Source organism: Clostridium sp. AF37-5 (assembly GCF_003477605.1).
GTDB lineage: Bacteria > Bacillota > Clostridia > Lachnospirales > Lachnospiraceae > Eubacterium_F.
Genome location: NZ_QUDR01000028.1, coordinates 1 through 17260, shown reverse-complemented (window position 1 = coordinate 17260; position 17260 = coordinate 1). Strand labels below are relative to the sequence as shown.

General features: G+C 40.7%; 16 protein-coding genes and 1 pseudogene. 16 read left to right on the top strand and 1 reads right to left on the bottom strand.

All coding sequences use genetic code 11. The features are described from left to right. The 16 genes from DW019_RS13540 (at position 1) to DW019_RS13465 (ending at position 16926) form a co-directional block, all read left to right on the top strand. Positions 1 to 831, top strand: a complete 831-nt coding sequence (locus tag DW019_RS13540; RefSeq protein ID WP_022377521.1) for an ABC transporter permease — start codon at positions 1 to 3, stop codon at positions 829 to 831. 26 nt (positions 832 to 857) lie between these two features. Then, a complete protein-coding gene (locus DW019_RS13535; protein WP_118443919.1) occupies positions 858 to 2009 on the top strand; it encodes a tyramine oxidase subunit B in 1152 nt (383 codons plus the stop codon). A gap of 17 nt (positions 2010 to 2026) precedes the next feature. Then, the gene (locus DW019_RS13530; protein WP_182431151.1) at positions 2027 to 3244 is read left to right on the top strand and encodes an MFS transporter; all 1218 of its coding nucleotides are present in this window, start codon (positions 2027 to 2029) and stop codon (positions 3242 to 3244) included. Positions 3245 to 3547: 303 nt separating this feature from the next. Next, entirely contained in the window at positions 3548 to 5434 is a 1887-nt protein-coding gene (locus DW019_RS13525; protein WP_347474426.1) for a fructose-1,6-bisphosphatase, read from the top strand. Positions 5435 to 5516: 82 nt separating this feature from the next. After that, positions 5517 to 6098: an energy-coupled thiamine transporter ThiT gene (gene thiT, locus DW019_RS13520; protein ID WP_118443917.1), complete on the top strand. Its 582-nt coding sequence runs from the start codon at positions 5517 to 5519 to the stop codon at positions 6096 to 6098. Positions 6099 to 6124: 26 nt separating this feature from the next. Then, positions 6125 to 7807 carry an HD domain-containing phosphohydrolase gene (locus DW019_RS13515; protein WP_118443916.1) on the top strand — a complete coding sequence of 561 codons (1683 nt, stop codon included), beginning with the start codon at positions 6125 to 6127 and terminating at the stop codon, positions 7805 to 7807. 24 nt (positions 7808 to 7831) lie between these two features. After that, on the top strand, positions 7832 to 8809 hold the full coding sequence (locus DW019_RS13510; protein ID WP_118443915.1) for a GGDEF domain-containing protein: 978 nt from the start codon (positions 7832 to 7834) through the stop codon (positions 8807 to 8809). A 14-nt stretch (positions 8810 to 8823) separates the two neighbouring features. Next, positions 8824 to 9228 carry a DUF2752 domain-containing protein gene (locus DW019_RS13505; protein WP_118443914.1) on the top strand — a complete coding sequence of 135 codons (405 nt, stop codon included), beginning with the start codon at positions 8824 to 8826 and terminating at the stop codon, positions 9226 to 9228. A 12-nt stretch (positions 9229 to 9240) separates the two neighbouring features. Beyond that, positions 9241 to 9846 (top strand): DUF4234 domain-containing protein, encoded by a 606-nt coding sequence (locus DW019_RS13500; protein WP_118443913.1) that lies wholly within the window; start codon positions 9241 to 9243, stop codon positions 9844 to 9846. Between the two features lie 245 nt (positions 9847 to 10091). Then, positions 10092 to 12722, top strand: a complete 2631-nt coding sequence (locus DW019_RS13495; RefSeq protein WP_118443912.1) for a cation-translocating P-type ATPase — start codon at positions 10092 to 10094, stop codon at positions 12720 to 12722. 50 nt (positions 12723 to 12772) lie between these two features. After that, positions 12773 to 13654, top strand: a complete 882-nt coding sequence (locus DW019_RS13490; protein WP_117478808.1) for a YitT family protein — start codon at positions 12773 to 12775, stop codon at positions 13652 to 13654. 338 nt (positions 13655 to 13992) lie between these two features. Next, complete coding sequence (locus tag DW019_RS13485; RefSeq protein WP_022377532.1) at positions 13993 to 14292, top strand: PadR family transcriptional regulator; 300 nt, start codon at positions 13993 to 13995, stop codon at positions 14290 to 14292. Further along, positions 14289 to 14942, top strand: a complete 654-nt coding sequence (locus DW019_RS13480) for a DUF3887 domain-containing protein (RefSeq protein WP_118443911.1) — start codon at positions 14289 to 14291, stop codon at positions 14940 to 14942. The genes DW019_RS13485 and DW019_RS13480 overlap by 4 nt, the downstream gene beginning before the upstream one ends. A gap of 13 nt (positions 14943 to 14955) precedes the next feature. After that, positions 14956 to 15270: a hypothetical protein gene (locus DW019_RS13475; protein ID WP_118443910.1), complete on the top strand. Its 315-nt coding sequence runs from the start codon at positions 14956 to 14958 to the stop codon at positions 15268 to 15270. A gap of 76 nt (positions 15271 to 15346) precedes the next feature. After that, on the top strand, positions 15347 to 15886 hold the full coding sequence (locus DW019_RS13470) for a sigma-70 family RNA polymerase sigma factor (protein WP_182431150.1): 540 nt from the start codon (positions 15347 to 15349) through the stop codon (positions 15884 to 15886). Between the two features lie 2 nt (positions 15887 to 15888). Beyond that, positions 15889 to 16926 (top strand): hypothetical protein, encoded by a 1038-nt coding sequence (locus tag DW019_RS13465; RefSeq protein ID WP_118443908.1) that lies wholly within the window; start codon positions 15889 to 15891, stop codon positions 16924 to 16926. Positions 16927 to 16990: 64 nt separating this feature from the next. Here DW019_RS13465 and DW019_RS15200 read toward each other — a convergent pair. After that, positions 16991 to 17260: pseudogene (locus tag DW019_RS15200) on the bottom strand (D52 family tumor protein); the annotation flags it as partial.

Below are 17260 nucleotides of genomic sequence, written 5' to 3'. Positions count from 1 at the left end.
ATGGAAAAGAGAAAGAAGAAAAAACGAGTGATGTCAATCCTCGGAAAAGTATATGTCGTCCTATTGTTTTTGTTTATCTACGCACCGGTTTTTGTCATGATTGCCTTTTCGTTTAACGATAGTCATGCCAATGTAGTGTGGTCGGGATTTACAACAAAATATTATGTGAAACTGTTTAGTGATTCTGGGATTTGGGAAGTACTTGGTACGACACTTTTGATTGCCGTAATTTCCACTTTGATTGGTCTGGTTGTCGGAACAACCGGAGCGGTCGGATTGCGCAATGCAAAGTTTAAAGGAAAGAAATTGATTATGAATACCATTTATTTTCCGATTGTAATTCCGGAAATCGTGCTTGCGGTTGCACTGTTGCTCGTCTTTAACCTATCAAATATCGGATTAAGTATCGGTACTATCATTATTGGTAATACAACGTTAGTTCTTCCGTATGTTTACATTACGGTAAAGGCAAGACTTGTCGGCATGGACCCAAGTATTGAAGAGGCGTCCATGGACCTTGGTGCAGACCGTGTGTACACATTCCTTCATGTGACACTGCCGGCAATTATGCCGGGTGTTATGTCCGGCGCATTTATGGCATTTTCTTTGGTACTGGATGAACTGATTGTAACGAGTTTCCTTGCCAATGCCGAGACAACGACACTGCCGATGAAGGTGTACTCAATGATTAAGAAAGGTATTTCGCCGGAAATCAATGCACTGACAACGATTATTTTTGGCGTTTGCCTGCTTGGGCTTTTGGCTTATCTCATTCACTGGATGCTGCATGCACATAAGGTGAAAAAGGTTCGTGCTAATGCGATGATGTAACTGTTTTCTGGAAAAGGAGGGTGTTTATGTCAGATACAAGAATTGATTTTTTATATTTAAATGAAAAAGATATGATAGATGCCGGTGTTTTGGATGCCGGGCATTGTGTGGAGACGATGGAAGAAGTGCTTTGTCTTTTGGCAAAAGGCGACGTTTTGATGGGCGGAAAAAATCGGAGAGAGCATGGCATCCAATTGATTTTTCCAAAAGAATCAGAAATCCCAGGATTCCCTCTTGAGGATTCGCGTGACCGAAGATTTATGTCGATGCCGGCGTATCTCGGTGGACGATTTCATTTAGCCGGTGAAAAATTTTATGGCTCAAACGGGCGAAATGTGAGGAAAGGACTGCCGCGTTCCATTTTGATGGCGACATTAAATAATGTGGAGACCGGACAGCCGCTTGCCTATATGTCAGCCAATTTGCTGTCTGCCATGCGCACCGGCGCGGTGCCGGGGGTAGTTGCCAAACATTTGTCAGTAAAAAATCCGAAAGTGCTGACACTTTTGGGACCCGGCGTTGTGAACAAAACATGCCTGATGGCATATATGTCCCAGTTTAATTCCATTGATACCATTAAGATTAAAGGAAGTTCTGCGGCATCCGCAACGGCGAAAGAAATGGAGCGTTTTATTAAGGAAAAGTATCCGCAGGTTTCTCATATTGTTTTGTGCGGTACGGATGAAGAGGCGGTAAAGGATGCGGATATCATCAGTGAGGCAACCTCGGTTGAAAAACGCCGTTGGCCGGTGCTGAAGCCCGAATGGATTAAGCCCGGCTGTTTGATTATTTCCTCCGGCACAATGGATTTTAGTGATTATGATTTTATGGTGAAAGATATCCGCAAAATTGTGGATAACTACCCGATGTATGAGGAGTACATAGAAATTTATGAGGAGTGGGATGAAAATGGAAAGCGTCTCTCATCAGGAATCCCCGGCATGTATTATGTCAACATGGTGGACGATGGGAAAATTGAGCGCTCAGAAGTGACAGAGCTTGGTGAGATTTTACTCGGTGAAAAAAAAGGGCGCAAATCGGATGATGAAATTATCATGGTTAGTGTCGGCGGTATGCCGATTTTAGATGTCGGCTGGGGGTATGAGTGTTACTGCAAGGCGAAAGAAAAGGGCATTGGAACGACATTGAATTTATGGGAAAAACCGTATCTTTATTAACAAAGGGGGCGGTTGGTATGAATCGAAGAATTACGGTGAAATACTGTTTTTTGCAGGGAGGATACTGGACGCTCGCAGCTGTAGCGATGGCGTTTACAACACCGCTTTTAGAGGCAAAAGGTTTTTCCGGAACAGAAATCGGAATTTTGAGCGCTGTCAAATATCTGGCAGTGCTCATTTTTCAAATGGTATTAGGAAGTTTTGCGGATAAACACGCCGAAAAAGTTCCCTTGCAGCGCATGCTGATTCTCATGACTTTTGTAAATATTATTTTTTCTTTTTTATTTTATTTAACCGGACATACGATGTGGATGGCAATGCTCACGCTGATTGTTTTTGGCATGACAATCCACTGCGCTTCGCCGCTTGTGGATTCGCTGTCTATCCAGTACATGAACCACGGCGTGAAAATGAACTACGCCATATCGCGTGCCTGCGGTTCTTTGTGCTGGGCCGTTTTCTGCGTTGTGGTTGGTTTGATTGCCGATGCGTTTGGGGCAAACCGGATTTTGATTTTCCAGATTGTCGTAAGTTTTTTGTTTGCTTTTTTTGCGTTTAATATGGATGCTGTCGATTTTTCAAAGGGAAGAAAAAAGGAAGAAAAAACGGAAGACTTAGCCTCCGAAAATTCAGACACGAAATGCGAAACAGGAGAAGTCCATTCGTGTTTTTATCTGCTGAAACATTTTCCTAAATATTCATTATTTTTGCTTGGACTTGTGTTTGTCTTTGCTGCTTATAATATGAACAGTACATTTCTTATTGACTGGATTGAGGGTATGGGAGGAAATCATGCGGACTATGGGATGGCTCAGTTCGTGCTTGCAATGGCGGAAATTCCGGTGGCACTTGTCTTTTATCGGATTCGCGGTCGAGTTTCGATTGATAAACTGATGGTAGTCTGTGCATTCTTTTGCTTCCTTCGCGCCACGGCAACGACATTTTCCAGCAGCGTAACACTTGTCATTTTGTCGCAGGCACTGGAACTGTTAGGGCTCAGTATTTATTATGTCGGCACGGTGTATTTTGTCATGGACTATCTGCCACAGGCGGATGCCGTAAAAGGTGCTTCCCTCATTAATCTCGCCGGGATGGGGCTTGGGGAGATGGCAGGAAGTATCTCGTGTGGTTTGATTAAAGATGCGTTTGGCTTGAGAAATCTTATGCTTTTGAGTAGTGGTGTCGGGCTTGTGGGCGTTGTGGTTATGGTGTGGATGTGGCGGAGGTTGGAATGATGGGGTTGTGACAAATGTTTGCAGCCAGTTCTTTTGGATTCCAGTAATTCCGTAGAAAAACTTTGTGACTCGTGGGTTTGAGTACGTCGGTATGAAGCACCGGTAGTTTCGGTGCCCATACCGCTACGCACTCAACAAACGGGAGTGCCCACGAGACGCAAAGCTTTTCTACGGAACTACGGAAAACAAAAAAGTGCCAACAAACACTTGACACAAACGTTCTTTTTCCTTGCATAAAAATAACATCTTCTGTTATGATATAATCAATTGGGGAATTTATTTGAAAGACGAGGAAATAGATTGATGGAGCATGTGTATAACGGAAAGGAAAACACAAAATATTTAAAACTATTAAAACAAAACTATTCATCAAGTCAGGCGGTAATCCGGGAAATCGTAAATTTAACGGCCATTACAAACCTGCCGAAAGGGACGGAGTTTTTCTTAAGTGATATTCATGGTGAATATGAAGCATTTTTGCATATTATGAATAACTGTTCCGGAGTAATCAAAGAAAAAGTGGACTTGATTTTTAAAGATACCTTATCGGAGTTTGACAGACAGGAACTGTGTACACTGATTTATTATCCGAGAGAAAAAATGACGCTGCTCGGGGAAACGAACAGAATTGATGGCAACTGGTATGCCATGACATTGAATCATTTAATTATGGTTGCCAAGTTATTGTCGTCGAAGTATACAAGGTCAAAAGTGAGGAAGGCACTGCCGGAGGACTATGCTTATATTATTGACGAGCTGCTGCATGCGCAGGAAGATGAAGATGCAAACCAGATTCGGTATCATAAGCAGATATTACAGACGATTATTGAGCTGGAGGATGCAGATGAATTTATTATTGCACTGTCGCAGTTGATTAAGCGACTGGCTGTTGACCACCTTCACATTGTCGGAGATATTTTTGACCGAGGCGGGAGTGCGGATAAAATACTGGATTTATTGTATGATTATCATTCACTGGATATTGAGTGGGGAAATCATGATATTTTATGGATGGGTGCTGCCTGCGGAAATGATGCGTGCATATGCAGTGTGATTCGTAATAACCTCAAATATGATAATGTTGAAATTTTAGAAAATGCCTATGGAATCAGCTTAAGGCAGTTGATTCTTTTTGGTATGAAAACGTATGGAATTGAGGATGGCATAAAGGCAGCATTAGCAGCGGTTACCGTTATCCTTTTTAAGTTAGAGGGGCGGTTGATAAAGACACATCCGGAGTATGAGATGAGTGACAGGCTGTTATTGGGGCAAATGGATGATACAAAAAATAAGGTTATGATTGAGGGCGAATGGGTCACTATGAATACCAATGTGTTTCCGACTGTAGATTTAGCAGATCCTTATGAATTAACAGAGGAAGAAACGGAAATTTTGCGGAAACTGCACCGGAATTTTGTGTCGAGCCAGCGTCTGCAAAAACATATTCGTTTTCTGTATGAAAAAGGAAGTATGTACAATGTATACAACGGAAATTTAATTTATCATGGGTGTGTTCCGGTTGATAAAAACGGAGCTTTTGATAAATTGTGCATTGATGGGAAATATTATCATGGAAAAGCGTTGTTGGATAAGTGCGAGGAAAAAGCAAGAGCTGCTTATTTGGACAACCCGGACAAAGATGATATTGATTTCATGTGGTTTTTGTGGGGCGGTGAAAAGTCGCCTTTGTGTGGAAGAAAACTTAAGACTTTTGAGCGTGAATACGTGGACAAAGAAAGTTTGTGGACGGAGGAGTCAAATCCTTATTACAGCAAGTATTATGATGAAAGTTTTTGCTGCCAGATTCTTCATGAATTTGGGCTTTATGATGACGATTCCCATATCATCAATGGACATACACCGGTCCATGCCATTGAGGGGGAAAATCCGGTCAGGGCAAAAGGAAGGCTGTTTGTAATTGATGGCGGTTTCTGCCGCTCCATGAATAAAGCGACAGGGATTGCCGGCTATACCTTGATTTTTAATTCGCATGGGTTAAGGCTGAAAGCGCATACCCCATTTACTTCAGTGGAAGACGCCTTGATGAATAATACGGATATTGAATCCTCTTCTGAGATTATCGAAAAAGATTTGCAGCGTATGTTTGTAAAAGACACAGACATTGGCAAACATTTGTTGGAGGAAATCAGTGATTTGAGAAAATTGCTTGAAAATTACCGCAGATTATAGAAAAGGCAAAACTTGCCATTTTTTCTCATGCTTGTTAGAATAAAGTTATTAAGTTGCGTGTGCGCGGAAAAGAGGAATTATTATGAATACAGATACATCGAAGAAAACTTTTTTGTTAGTTGAAGGGGCATTAATGATTGCCATGGCGTTTGTCCTTAGTTATATTAAACTTTATGATATGCCGATGGGCGGAAGCATTACACTGGAAATGATTCCGTTAGTCATTATGGGACTTCGTCATGGAGTGAAATGGGGAACATTTACGGCAGCCGTACATGGTATCATTCAGCTTATATTAGGCTTTAGTAATGTAATGTACTGCGCTACGATTCCTGCGATGATTGGATGTGTACTGTTAGATTATCTTTTTGCCTTTACGGTACTTGGACTGGCAGGGCTTTTTCTTCCGCTATTTAAGAATAAGCTTATAGGTGCGGCAGTTGGAACGGCGATATGCGGAGCACTGCGCTTTCTGTGCAGCTTTTTATCCGGATGGCTTTTGTGGGGAAGTTATGCACCAAAGGGTTGGAGCGTTGCTTACTATAGCTTAATCTACAATGGTTCTTATATGCTGCCAAACATTATCATCGGAGTAATTGTTATTTTGATAATTGGAAAAACAGCACCGGGATTTTTATTTCAAAAGAGGGAAAACGATAGATAAAACTGGTGCAGGAAAGAGGGGGTTTTATGTATTGGATTTTACTGGTAATTCAGTATGTGGGAATGGCAGCACTGTTTTTTGAAATTTTATATGTAAGCAGACAGCACAGTTCGCGGATTCAGACGCTTCTTGTGATGCTTTTATATGCTACGGTATTTAATATTGCCGGGTATACGCTGGAAATGCAGGCGGCGACCAAAGAACTGGCAATGCAGTCTTTGAAATTTACATATTTAGGAAAACCGTTCATTATATTTATTATGTACCTCTTTGTAATGGAGTATTGCGGGGTAAAACTTAGTAAAAAAAAGGTAAATTTATTTTTTGGCATAAGCGTGTTTGTGGCGGCATTGGTATTTACCAATGAACATCATTCGCTTTTTTATTCATCCATTTCTTATACAGAAGATGGACTTTTTCCGCATTTGGTACTGGGACATGGATTGTTTTACAACTTGTATATTATTCTTGTACTATATTTCGTTTTTTCTACCTTTTACGTGTGCGTTCAGAAATATCGGAAAGACAAATCAGAAATTATGCGCAAGCAGGTAACGGTACTGCTTGTTATGGTGCTGCTTACGTTCCTTTGTCTGGTATTGTTTTTGTTTAAACTGACAGACGGATATGATTCGACAACATTGGCGTATCTGGTGGCAGTGTTTTTGTTTCAGCGGCTCATTCGCAAGTATAAGTTATTTGACACGCTGCGTCTGGCACAACAGGAAGCGGTGGAGTATATGTCCAATGGCTTAATTGTTCTCAATATTTATGGCGGGTTGGTTTACACGAACCCGGAGGCAGAAAAGATATTGGAAAAGCTGCAGAAAGAGCGGAGTGAGGGGTTACAATATTTAGAAGATCTTGCTGCGAAGTCAGAAAATTTATTTTTAGATGAATGTTCACTTCTAGAACACAAAAATAGTGAAAAATGTGTATATGAAGTATCCAAGCATGGTATTTACCGCGATGATAAATATTATGGGCGAATGATTGTCATTACAGAAATTACGGACAACTATTATTATACGGAGCGTTTGCAGCATGACTTGGATGTTAAGACCAAAGAGGTAGTCAAAATTCAGCGTGATATCATTGCCAGTTTTGCAGCGATGATTGAGGCGAGGGATGGAATTACCGGACTTCATATTAAAAATACTGGAAATTTAGTGACGGTACTTGTCAATGTGATGAAAAAAGATGCGAGATTTGCCGATAAAATTACGGATGAATATGCAGAGATGACGGCGGCAGCCGCACGTCTGCACGATATTGGAAAGATTGCTATCCCGGACCGTATTTTGCAGAAGGAAGGAAAACTTACGGATGAAGAATTTGCCATTATGAAGGCGCATCCGGCGGAAGGAGCCAAAATATTAGAGAATACAATTCAGGGAATGGAATCCGATGCTTATTATCAGATTGCACATGATATGGCACTGTACCACCATGAGAAATATGATGGCAGCGGCTATCCGTGTGGAATTCGCGGTGAGGAGATACCGCTTTCTGCACGAATTATGGGGGTGGCAGATGTATATGATGCGCTGCGTTCCAAACGCCACTATAAAGATGGATTTTCCAAGGAAAAAGCGATGGCGATTATGAAGGAAAGCCGGGGAACGCATTTTGATGCGGAAATTGATGATTTGTTCTTGGAGCATATTGATGAAATGGAGGCCGTTTTAGATACGGGAACTGATTTATAAATACACAAGATAGGAAGTGCCGGAATGAAAAGGAATTATGAAAAATTTATTACAGATATGATACGATATGCATCATCGGCGGAGTCACCGGATTATATTATACAGCAGATTATAAAGTATATTTGTGAAAATCTGGATTCCGACCGGGCATATATTTTTGAAGATAATTTAGATGGTACATTTCGAAATACCTACGAGTGGTGTAGAGAAGGTGTATCCGAGCAAATTGATAATTTACAGCGGGTGCCTTATGAGGGAATGCTGGATGCGTGGTTTTTAGAGTATGAAAAATCACACAACATTATGATACATGATATAGAGGAGTATCGGAAAGTGAGTGAGTCACTGTATCATATTTTGAAACCACAGGGAATTCGGACTTTGGTGACAGGGCCAATTGAAGTTAATGGTAAATACATTGGTTTTTATGGAGTGGATAATCCGCCGGTGGAATTGATGGACAATATTTCTACTATGATAAATATGATGGAGTTTGTCATTTCCATGATGATTCGTATCCGAAATTATGCCAGAGAAGTTGAGGAAAATGCGCTGCGTGACCAGCTTACCGGCTGCCGGAGCCGAAAAGCACTGTCGTTTGCCTATGATGGAGACTTTGCCAAAAATCAGTCGATTGCCCTCATTATGTGTGATTTGAATGGACTGAAAAAGAAAAATGACACGAAAGGGCACGAGGCAGGAGATAAATATTTGTGTGATGCGGCAGAAGTTTTGTTTGCCTGCTTTGGCAATGAGAATGTGTACCGCGTGGGCGGTGATGAGTTTGTGATTGTGCTGTTTGATGTGGATTTAAATGCAGTGAATGAAAAAATTGATAAAATGCTTGTATATCTTGAATTGAAGGAAGTTAGTATGGCGTATGGATTTGCTTACCGGAAGAATGCGAAAGAGCCATTTGAAAATCTGCTGCGAGAAGCGGATAAAAGGATGTATGAAGACAAACGCAGATATTATGACAAAATATCAGGAGGAAAGCATTAGGAAGGAGCTGTAAGTTGGAGAAGAAAGAAAACCGGTTTCAGATTATTTCAGCAATTGCGGCGGTTGTGTTGTTATACTTAGTTTTAGAGGGCTTTGGCATCACGTGCCCGATTAAATTTCTGACCGGGATTTCGTGTGCAGGATGCGGAATGTCCAGAGCGTGGATGGCAGTTTTTCATCTGGATTTTGCACGGGCATTTTATTTTCATCCTTTATTTTTTACGCCACCGGTTATATTACTTGTCATTCTATTGAAAAAGCGCATAAAACCAGTGTTTTACAAAGGTTTTATATTTACAATGATAGCGTTATATGTTATTGTTTATTTGTATAGAATGATATGGGGGGACCATCAGGTGGTTGTGTTTGAACCGGCAAAGGGATGTATGGTTTTACTCATTCAAAAAATTTTAAGCTAAAGGAGGAGACATATGTTTTGTGCAAATTGCGGTGCACAAGTCCCGGATGGAACAAAATTCTGTCCGTCTTGTGGTAAACCGTGTTCAACAGGAGAAAAGGTAAAACAGGCAGCAGAGGATGTGTTTAACAAAAGTGAACAGGAATTAGGAAATGCTTTTGAAGATGTGAAGCAGAATTTCCAAGGAGGAACGGGAAGTACACCTCCACCATATTCCGGCGGCAGATTAAAAGAAGACCGCTCGCTTGTTACATACATTTTACTTTCACTGGTTACCTGTGGCATATACGGTTATTACTTCATTTACAAATTGGCTGAGGAAGTTAATATTGCCTGCGAGGGAGATGGCGAGCAGACTTCGGGACTTGTTGCATTTATTTTACTGTCATTCATTACCTGCGGTATTTATGCTTATTACTGGTACTACAAATTGGGAAATCGTTTAGCGGCAAACGCCATTCGTTACAATTTAAATTTCCAGGAAAACGGTACGACCGTATTGATGTGGTGCATTTTTGGCGCTTTTCTGTGTGGTATCGGACAGTTTTTTGCAATGCACATTTTGATTAAAAACTCAAATATGATTTGTGCTGCATACAACCGTTCCAAAGGATTATAACTGTTTACAAGGAAAAGAATATGTGATAAGATAAGAACAACCCGCAAAGAGGGAGTAGTTCCGCGCCAAAAGGTGAGGTGTAGATTTCGTCAGTACGATTTGAAAGAATCCGGAATTTACGGAACAAATTAGATTTGTTGAACAAGACTTTTTGTGCATGTGTTTTGCATGCACAAAAAGTCTTTTTTTATTGAGGCGGGCTGCGAACTTTGAAATTGTTATTAATCAGAGAAAGGAAAGAAAAGATGAAAGAAATTTACCGGATGACCAGGGAAGAAATACTCCAAAACCAACATGTCTCGGAGAAAGGCCTGACAGAAAGCAGGGTGCAGGAAATAAGGCAGAAAATAGGGGAAAATCAGTTACAAGCAACAAAGAAAAAAAGTCCGGTGCGCATTTTTGCGGAGCAGTTTCAGGATTTGCTGGTTATTATTTTAATGATTGCCGCAGTTGTGTCGATGTTATCCGGAAATATGGAGAGTACGGTTGTAATCTTTGTTGTTATTGTGATGAATGCTGTGCTTGGAACGGTTCAATATCTCAAGGCAGAAAAGTCGCTTGATTCTCTCAAGGCACTTTCATCACCACATGCAAAAGTACTTCGTGATGGTAAAAAAATGAAAATCTTTTCTAAAGAGATTGTACCAGGGGATATTCTTCTTCTGGAAGCAGGGGACATGATTGCAGCAGATGGACGCATTTTGGATAATTATTCGCTTCAGGTTAATGAAAGTTCTCTTACCGGGGAATCCACAAATGTGGATAAATCAGAAGATGCTATTGAGGAAGAGGCGGCATTGGCAGACCGAATCAACATGGTATATTCCGGTACATTGGTTGCGCAGGGACGTGCGGTGGTGTTAGTAACGGCGACAGGAATGAAGACGGAGATGGGAAAGATTGCGGAACTCATGAATGCCACGCAAGAGAGGAAAACACCTTTGCAGGAAAGTTTAGATGATTTTGGGAAAAAGCTTGCTATTGTAATCATGATTATTTCCACAATAGTGTTTGTGCTGAGAATTTGTCAGAAACAGCCAATACTGGATTCATTAATGTTTGCTGTGGCTCTTGCTGTGGCGGCAATTCCGGAGGCGCTTAGTTCTATTGTTACGATTGTGCAAGCCATGGGAACAAGGAAAATGGCAGAGGAGAATGCCATTATTAAGGAATTAAAAGCGGTGGAAAGCCTCGGGTGTGTGTCGGTAATCTGTTCGGATAAGACAGGAACGCTGACACAAAACAAAATGACGGTAACAGATATATATATTAATCATACTGTTGTTAAGCCAGAGAGCCTTAAGCTAACGGAACCGCTTCACAGAATTTTTTTGTACAACGCGATTTTGAATAATGACGCCTCCGTTCAAATGAAAAAGGAAATTGGAGATCCCACAGAGAGCTGTCTTTTGACAATGGCACAAAAAGCCGGATTGACAAAGGCTGGAATTTCGGAAGAGGTCATTCGTGAAATGATACCAAGAATGGAAGAACTTGCTTTTGACTCAGAACGTAAGCTTATGAGCACCAAATACCGCCTGCATGGTATAACGATGATACTAACGAAAGGTGCAGTGGATGTTTTACTGGAACGATGCGTAAAATGTGCCGAGATTGGTGGAAATCGTGATATGACTGACAAGATGAAAGAGAAAATTTTGCAACAGAATCAGAAGTTTTCTGAAAATGGTCTCCGAGTACTTGCTTTTGCATATAAAGAGGTTAATGAGGGCAAGAAACTGACGTTGGAGGAGGAAAATGGATTTATCTTTGTCGGTTTGGCAGCAATGATTGATCCACCGAGAGAGGAAGCAGTGGATGCTGTACAGACAGCCAGACAGGCTGGAATTCGCACAGTTATGATTACCGGAGATCATAAAGTAACAGCAGAGGCAATTGCAAAAAAGATAGGCATTTTCCAAAAAGATGATTTGGCGGTGACGGGACAGGAATTAGATGCTATGAGTGACGAAGAATTACATGGGCTTTTGGAAGAAATTTCTGTTTATGCAAGGGTTTCACCGGAAAACAAAATACGAATTGTGAGAAACTGGCAAAAGAAAGGCCGCATTGTAGCTATGACAGGGGATGGAGTAAATGATGCACCGGCACTAAAGAAAGCAGATATTGGCGTGGCAATGGGAATTACAGGAACAGAAGTATCAAAAGATGCCTCCTCTATGATTTTAGCAGATGATAATTTTGCTACCATCATTAAAGCTGTGCTGAATGGAAGAAACGTGTATCGCAATATAAAAAATGCAATACAGTTTCTGCTTTCCGGAAACATGGCTGCAATTATTGCGGTACTTGTTTGCTCGGTAGCGGCACTCCCATCACCCTTCAAACCGGTTCATCTTCTTTTTATAAATTTGTTGACAGATTCGCTGCCGGCACTTGCCATTGGAATGGAGCCATCGGATCCCGAACTATTAAAGCAAAAGCCGAGAAACCCGGAGGAAGGTATTCTTACAGGAAAATTTGTGAGCCATCTCTTTGGCTATGGTGCGCTTATTGCAGCAGCAACAATGGCAGCTTTTTGTATAGGGTTGAATAGGAGCGATGCAATGGGGGCTACAATGGCATTTGCTACCCTGACATTGGCACGGTTATTTCACGGTTTTACCTGTCGGAGCGAGCGTTCGCTGGTAGATTTGAAATTTTCTACAAATCTATGGAGCATCGGTGCTTTTGCAGCGGGAACATTACTACTTGCTGCAGTGCTTTTTCTGCCGGGATTGCAGATACTTTTTGAGGTAACTCCATTAAGTGGAATAGAGTATGCAACTATTCTGGGATTGGCAATTACACCCACCATATTTATTCAAGGTTATAAGTTCATAACTAGCAAAAAAAGAAAGAATTTGTTAAAATAAGAGAAAGAAATGCGGCGCAAAACATACATTTTGAGAAAAGAGGCGATGATATGAATACAAAGCGGGAATTTTGGCAGCGAAATGTGGTTGCAGTGGTTGGTATGTTAGTTTTTTCAGCGGGTATTAATCTTTTTATCGTACCGGCAAATCTTTATAATGGTGGTGTTTTGGGAATTAGTCAGGTGATTCGTACGGTATTGGTGCGTTATTTTCATTTGGCATCCGGGACAACGGATATTGCGGGTATTATTAACATGCTTTTGAATATTCCATTGTTTGTACTTGCCTATGTATTTGTCGGTAAGAAATTTTTCTTTCGGACATTGGTTTGTGTGGTGAGTCAAACATTGTTTCTTAGTTTGATTCCGATACCGGCGATACCAATTGTAAGGGATTCCCTTACTGCAAGCATAATTGGTGGAATTTTTGGAGGAACAGGAATTGGGATAGCATTGCAATCCGGTGGATCAAGCGGTGGTTTGGATATTGTTGGTATGATTTTTACCAAACGGTTTAAAGGATTTAGTGTTGGTAAAGTGTCACTGTCGGTAAATGCAGTTATTTATATTGTTTGTGCAGTATTGTTCGGACTTCCTACGGCAGTATATAGCATTATATATTCGGCAGTAAGTATGTTGATGACGGATCGGGCTCATACGCAGAATATTAACACGGAAGTGGTTATATTTACTAAAAAGAAGCCTTTGAAGATTATTGATTACATTGTCAATGAATATCACCGCGATGCGACCTGGTGGGAAGCAAAAGGCGGTTATACGGAAGAAAATACATATATGGTTATTGTTGTTTTGTCCAAATATGAATGTGCTCATTTAAAGCGGGAATTAAAAGAAGTGGATGAGCATGCATTTGTAATTGTAAAAGATGGGATGTCTGTGGTTGGAAAATATGAAAAGCATTTACAAGGGTAAAAGTTGTTGCTTTCATACTGGAAGCTTATGATATAGAACTTGCAGAAAAGATAGCAATGATGGTAACGGAATCACCTTACCGTGTGACCGCAGAAACCATAAGCAATTCCTGCGGAGTTTGTGACAATTGTTCGCTGCTAGTTTCTTTGGTTTCCAGTAATTTCTGCGTAATTACGGAAACTAAAAAAGTGCCAATGAACAATTGACACAAACAGGCCTATTTTCAAACTTGACAGAACTAAACCTAAGCGATACAATGTATTTAGTAATACTAAACAGTTAAGAGGTGAGGGCATACGGCGAGTTTTGAACAACAGTTAAAAAAGGGTGTATTAGAGATGCTGGTTCTTGAACTTTTGGCAAAAAAGAGTATGTATGGGTATGAGATGATACAAACCTTAAAAGGGACGAGCGAGGATTTTTTTGCTTTAAAAGAAGGAACGCTATATCCGATTTTATACCGCTTGGAGGACAATGATTTTGCAAAAAGCAGCTGGTCTGAGCCGAAAGATGGCAAGGCACCCAAGAAATATTACGAAATAACAAAGAAGGGGAGAGAGAGACTTTTGTTTCAAAAGGAGCATTGGACTTTGTTTGAAAAGAAAGTGGATGAATTATTAAGGGGGAACGGCAAATGACAGAACAACAATTTTTACGACAGATAAAGCGGCTCCTGCATTGTAAAGCGGACAAAAAACGAGAGATACTGCGACAGCTTGAGTCAGACATTGCGAGTGCGAAAGAAGGCGGAAAGAGCTGGGAGGAGATAAGGCAGGAGTGGGGAACACCGGAGCAGTTTGTTAGTGAATTTAATGAAGATGGACGGAGCATACAAAAAGGGAAAAGAATTTTAATTGGCAGCGTGGCAGTGCTTGTTTTATTTGCTTGTGTGGCGGCAGGTGTTTGGTTTGCACACTCGCACGAAAAAAACAGCGGGCAGCAGTTGACAAAGAATGTTGAAACTCAGAAAATCGAGAAAATTCCTGATGTTGTACGAGAGGTAATTACCGATTTTTCGGATGGCGCATATGAAAAATTTATCGCTCGGTGTGATGCGAAAATGCAGGCGGCATTTTCTAAGAAAAATTGGGAAGATGCACAAAAAATAGCTTCATCACAGATGATTGAAAAAGCAGAAAATGAGAAGTTATTAAGTGTGACACAAACCACTCAGGCAGGATGGGATTTGAAGGTTTATCAAGTGGCTGTAGACTATGGCAAGCGTCAGATTGTGTATACGATTTCTCTGGATACAGAAAATTTAATTGCCGGATTTTATTTTAAATAACGGGGGTGTTTGTATGGAATGGCATGGAGCAATAGCAATTTATGTGATTGGTACACTGGCACTTATTATAAGTGCAGTTCATACGGCGGTAACAAGTCAGGAAAAAGGAATCTTAATGAATGGTTTTGAACTGGAAAAAAATCTGGATGAGAAAAAATACAGGCAGGTAAAAACACTGCTTCTTGCGTTGCAGTGTTTCCTGTTAATTTTGTATGTAGTTTTATTTATTTTCTTCCGTCACTATCTGGTGGCACTAATTGGTTTGTTCTTTTGCGCAATTCTGCCATTTGCCCTTACGCTTTTGGCAGTTCCGAAAAATCAGGATTAGTTTAAGCATAAAAAATCAGAAATAACTCGACGCAAATCCATTGCCAATTGTATATTAAGTGAAAGGAGGGATGAAAGTGGAACATTCTTTATACGACGTCGATAAGGAAGCGAGATTTCAAAATGTATACGATTCTTATATGCAGGATGTGTACCGGCTTTGCTTTTCGTATATGAAAAATAAGATGGACACGGAGGATGCCGTGCAGGAAACTTTTTGCCGCTTTTATCAGGCAATGGAGCGCGTGAAAGAGGAAGAACACGTAAAAGGGTGGCTCCTTGTCACAGCAGGAAATGTCTGCAAAAATATTTTGAAACATTGGTGGCGGAAAAATCGAAGCTGGCAGGAAAATGAGGAGACAAAAGGGCGTTATGATGAATATGAAATTGAAATGCTTGAACTTGTGTTAAATCTCCCGGTGAAGTACAAAACCGTTGTGTATCTTTATTATTACGAGGGCTATAATAGTGTGCAGATTGCAAAATTATTGAAAAAGCCGGAATCTACGATACGAACGTATTTGCAGAAAGCAAAGAAATTGTTGAAACAGGAATTGAATGAAGGAAATGCTGTCGGAGTTAATCGAGGCAGTGTATATCAGACCAGGGAGGAATAGAAATGGAGATTAAAGATATTTATCAGAAAATGGAGTGCTCGAAAGAAGATAAAGAGAGGATTTATCGAGCGATTTTACAGAAACGCCGGAGAAATTTTGCCGGCAGTCATTTTATGAAAGCAGCGGTCATTGCGTTGTGTCTGCTTGTTGGTGGAACGACGGCCTATGCAGCGGTTCATTTGCTCACGGCAAATGAGGCAGCAGAGCAGATGGGAAATGATAGGCTGGCAAAGGAATTTGCGGGATTATCGGAGCAGGTCGTAACGAAAAAGTCAGGTGACTATAAAATTAGCTATCTCGGAAAAGTGAGCGGAAAGAAATTGCTTGACGAGGAGATTAATTCCGGTGTGTCGAAGGAAAAATCGTATTATGTTGTGGCAGTAGAAAATACAAAGGAAAAGGATGAACGGATGATTGCATCGCCTTTTGTAAAGGGAAAGGCACCGTGGCAGTATAATCTTTTTGTCATGGGCGGAAGTTCGGAAAGCCAGTTAATTGATGGTATCCGCTATTATATTTATGAGTGTGATAATCTCGATATTTTTGCAAATTATGGTGTTTATTTAGGTGTGAGTGACCAGACACCGGGTGCTGAAAATTTCTGTTACGATAAAAAGACAGGAGAGATTTCGGCAAATCCGAAGTACAAAGGTGTCAGTGTTTTATTTGAAGTGTCATTGGATAAGACAAAGGCAAATGAAGATAAAGCACAGGAAGCTTTCAAAATGGCGCAGGGGGAAACGCAGAGCGAGGACACGCGTGATACGCAGGTTACACAAATGCATAAAATCATGAAAAAATGGAGTGAACTGCCGGAACAAAAACGGATTCAATTTGCCAAAGAAAACGGAGTGAAGACAAAAGAAGAAACCGTTTATAATGAAAATTATGCAGAAAAGATAGGCAAAGAATTTATACCGGGCAATTCCTACACGGAGAAGTATCTGGATATAAAGGTTGCTGTTCTTGTAAAGAAGAAAACCGCAAAGATTACACATTATCAGGTTTCACTGGATGAAGTAAAAGCATTGTTTTCCTAAGTGTAAAATTTAAGCGGGCGCTTCCTGCGCCCGCTCTAGATAATAACTTCTCCTGCTGTGTTAATTATTTGTTTTCTTTTGCTGCAAGTAAGGCTTTTAATCGAGCAATTTCCTCATTTTTTTCCTGAGTTACCTTCGACAGTTCTCTTTTCAGCCGCTCAATTTCCTGTTCCTTGACTTCATTCATGCTATCCACATATTCTTCCACCGTACCCTCTGATAACAACATAGGTTCTACCTCCGCTCGGTTTCGAATCAGAAACGAGCGCAAATGGTCTGCTTCAATACAATAGTCAACTGCTTTGTGTATTGCCTTTGCCAAGTCTCCGATTTC